The sequence below is a fragment of the Thermococcus sp. genome (assembly GCF_027066465.1).
Classification (GTDB): Archaea; Methanobacteriota_B; Thermococci; order Thermococcales; family Thermococcaceae; genus Thermococcus.
Map to the genome: position 1 here is coordinate 1 of NZ_JAMONU010000042.1, position 3429 is coordinate 3429.

A 3429-nucleotide genomic window follows, 5' to 3' on the forward strand; every position below is an offset into this window, starting at 1 on the left:
TCATGCGGAACGAGGGCAAAATCTATGCCTTCGACGTTGATTCGGAGAGGATTGGGAGGATGAAAAAGCTCCTTAGATGGGCCGGCGTTGAGATTGCCGAAGTTAGGAAGCTCGACGGCAGGAAGGCCCCGGAAGTTTTGGGCGAGGAAATCGCCGACAGGGTTCTGCTCGATGCCCCGTGCACGAGCGACGGAACTATTGCCAAGAACCCCGAGCTGAGGTGGCGCCTCCGCGAGAAGAACATACCCAAGGTTGTGAAGCTCCAGAAGGAGCTAATCGAGAGCGCTTGGAGACTTTTGAAGCCCGGTGGCAGGTTGCTTTACTCCACCTGCTCAATGCTCCCCGAGGAGAACGAAGGGGTCGTGCAGTGGTTTCTGGACAAACACGACGACGCGAGGCTCGTTCCGCTCACCGGCCCCTACGACGAGGGTTTCCTGCCCGGCACGATGAGGGCGTGGCCCCACAGGCACGGAACGATAGGATTCTTCTACGCGCTGATAGAAAAGAGGACTAAAGGCGGAGCGTGAACCTGCTCACGACGACCTTCTCCCCAAGGGCCTTTGAGAGCTCGGCGGCCTCCCGGTAAGTGAACTTTTCAATCTCTTCCTTCAGCCGTTGATATGGAAGATGCGACTTGGATTCCCCTTCAAGCTCAACCGTTGAGTGTATTCCCTTCCCGGCTCCGAGGGCATACCTGACTTCTTTCGCGTCTATCTTCACCCTTTTGACTGTTATCCCCAGTGAGTTTGCGTATTTAACAATCCTGCCGGCGAACCTCCGGGCGTACGCATCGACCTGAGGGGGAACGTTTATTAAAATCTCCGGCTTAACCCTTTCCTTCCTTTCTCTTTCGATGTTGGAGGGCGACCTTTCTTCCCCTTTCTCTTCGGTTTTTTCCACGGCTCCCGGACACATTTCGCGCAGGGGCATTTTGGGCGTTGCGTTGTACACGTCCATGTTCTCAACGACCGACATCTTAACGTCCACGTCGCTCATTGGAAACGCATCCGCTATTACCGGTCCGCACTCGAGCATCTCCTTTAGAAGCTCAAGGGCAGGCTTACCCACGAGCTGTGAACCGCCCCTAACATCCTGAACCTCGACGGCTAGGACTTTCTCATCGTCTATCAGGAGGGTTACGTAGTATGGTTCACCATCGACCTTGCCGAGAACCTTGAAGAAGGCACCGCCACCTTTGGAGAGGGTTCTTTTGACGAGTTCGAGAAACTCCCCACGATTTTTACAGAGGTAGTTTTCCTCAAGCGGTGTAACGGGGGGTAACCTCAAGGGGTATCACCCTTAAAACATAGGCAAACGCCGTATTTATGCCTTCTTTTCGACAGAAAACTAAGGGATAAGACGGAGGTGGATTAATAATCCCGCTCCACCTTGACCTTCAGCTCGCTGGCGAACCAGTTGACCCTCTGCGGGAAGGGTATCTCTATGCCGGCCTCATCGAGCGCACGCTTTATCCTCTCGACGATTTGCGTCCTGACATCGAACCACTTCTCGCTCGGCACCCACGCCCAAACGCCTATTATGACGGCGCTGTCTCCTAGGTCATCAACGTAAATCCAGGGCTCCGGTTCCGCCAGAACCAGCGGCATCTCGTCCAGAGTTTTCCTTATCACCTCAATTGCCTTTCTCATGTCGGCAGAATAGGCTATCCCAACCTTTACGTCAACGCGCCTTACGGGATACCTCTGGAGGTTAGTGATGTTGCTGTTGAAGAGCTTCTGGTTCGGAATCCTTACCAAGGTTCCGTCCCATGTTCTAATCCTCGTTGAGAGCATCTGTATGTCCTCAACTGTGCCCTGCACGCCGTCAACCTGAACTGCGTCCCCTATCTTCAGAGGCTTGTCAAAGTGCATGAAAACCCCCGAGACGAAGTTGGACACAACGGTCTGCGCCGAGAAACCGAGAACTATGCCCGTTATACCAGCGGCCGCCAGCAGTGCCCCGAGCTCCCCAATAACACCGGCTATGTTGAGGGCAATGAAGAAGGCCAGCGTTATGAAGGCGTAGTAAAACAGGTTGGCCTTTATTGCGTACTCCGGTTCCTTGCGGGTCTGGATGAGGTACTCCTTTGACTTCTTCGCTATGAGGTACGAGATGTAGAAGAATCCAAGGGCGAACGTCAGGTTGCCGACTGTTGTTGGGCCTACACCCACCTTCATTATTCCGAGGACGTATAGGGACCCTATGAACGCACCAAGAACAAAGAGCTTGAATACCAGCTCGGCCGTATCCTCGTTCAGTATCCAGGTCATCTCGGTCTCTTTGGAAGCGCGTATTATGGCCTTCTTACTGAGCTCTCCGACGAAGATGAGAACCGCTGCAACAATAAGCGCCTTCAGGAGGCTTTCAACGGTGACCCCGGGCACAATCGGTGCGTTCATTATCCTGTTGTTCAGCACGGTCGTGTTCATGGCTACCACCTCATGCGGAAGTTTGGAAGCGGCTCGGCCTTGTGGGTTGGCTTTAACGTTCGGTCCGGGGGATTTCCGGTGTTGTTCACCTCGTACGGCTCCTTGGTCGTGAGGACGACAACCGGGTAATATGCCCTTGTCTCGGAATAGAACATTACGCTGTTTCTTATGGGCAGGACTACCTTGTCAACCAACTTCCAGTCGGAGGTGGGATTTTTCAGGATGAGCTTCATGACACCAATCGAGTCGGGTTCCTCTTCAGTGAACCCGCTCACGTGGTACCTCGCGATAACCCCTATCGTCCTCTCCCCGTAGAGGGCGTACTTCTCCCTTCCAACGACGAACTTGTCGATGAGGGTGTTCCCGCTCTTGACAACGACGTCTATCGGTGCCGTGACGTATCCCTCGACGACATCCCCGGGCGGCACGCCGACCTTTGGTTTGAGCCTAATCATAAGGAATTTAACACCATAACCTTCGGCGGGGGCGGGCATAATCCTGATGGTTCCCCTGCCCGAAAGGAGGATTGAGACATCACCCCTCTGGTAGAGAAACGTGCCGTCCGGATTCTCGGTTATCCTTATTCTCCTGTCAAGAACGTTCACGAACATAGTCCTGAGCTTGAATTCCCCAAAGGTTCGCATGGTTGAAATATAAAGGCTGAAAATTTAAAAGTTTTTAGCGGACGTTCGAGAGCGTCATCTCCTCCACTTTGAAGTGTCCGTATATCGTCTCTGGAAGTCCGCTGTCTGTAACGTAGGTGAACTCTCCCCTCACCTCAAGGGGTATGAAAATCTTCGGCGCAACCGTCGCGGTACCGTTGAACCTCGTCCCGTTCCAGAGGTAGCTCCACTCACCCTCAACGGTCTTGAACTCGATGCCGGAAATCCTAACGGTGCCGGCCGGTCTTGTCTTCCAGCTCCACTCGTTGCCAAAGTAGTCCCTCCAGGTGCCGCTCTGGGGAACGAGAAGGTTTCTCCCGCTCCAATCGGCCCAGATT

General features: G+C 53.8%; 4 protein-coding genes and 1 pseudogene. 1 reads left to right on the forward strand and 4 read right to left on the reverse strand.

Annotated elements, in window-relative coordinates; all coding sequences use genetic code 11:
• The coding region (locus tag MVK46_RS01865; RefSeq protein ID WP_297534845.1) for an RsmB/NOP family class I SAM-dependent RNA methyltransferase at positions 1-527 on the forward strand (527 nt) is incomplete at its 5' end.
• Here MVK46_RS01865 and MVK46_RS01870 read toward each other — a convergent pair.
• The 4 genes and pseudogenes from MVK46_RS01870 to MVK46_RS01885 form a co-directional block, all read right to left on the reverse strand.
• Positions 511-1287, reverse strand: a complete 777-nt coding sequence (locus MVK46_RS01870; protein WP_297534847.1) for a hypothetical protein — start codon at positions 1285-1287, stop codon at positions 511-513. The two genes, MVK46_RS01865 and MVK46_RS01870, sit on opposite strands and share 17 nt — an antisense overlap.
• An 83-nt stretch (positions 1288-1370) precedes the next feature.
• Positions 1371-2429 (reverse strand): mechanosensitive ion channel family protein, encoded by a 1059-nt coding sequence (locus MVK46_RS01875; protein ID WP_297534849.1) that lies wholly within the window; start codon positions 2427-2429, stop codon positions 1371-1373.
• 2 nt (positions 2430-2431) lie between these two features.
• Positions 2432-3040: a DUF432 domain-containing protein gene (locus MVK46_RS01880; protein WP_297534851.1), complete on the reverse strand. Its 609-nt coding sequence runs from the start codon at positions 3038-3040 to the stop codon at positions 2432-2434.
• Positions 3041-3107: 67 nt separating this feature from the next.
• A pseudogene (locus MVK46_RS01885) lies at positions 3108-3429 on the reverse strand (hypothetical protein); the annotation flags it as partial.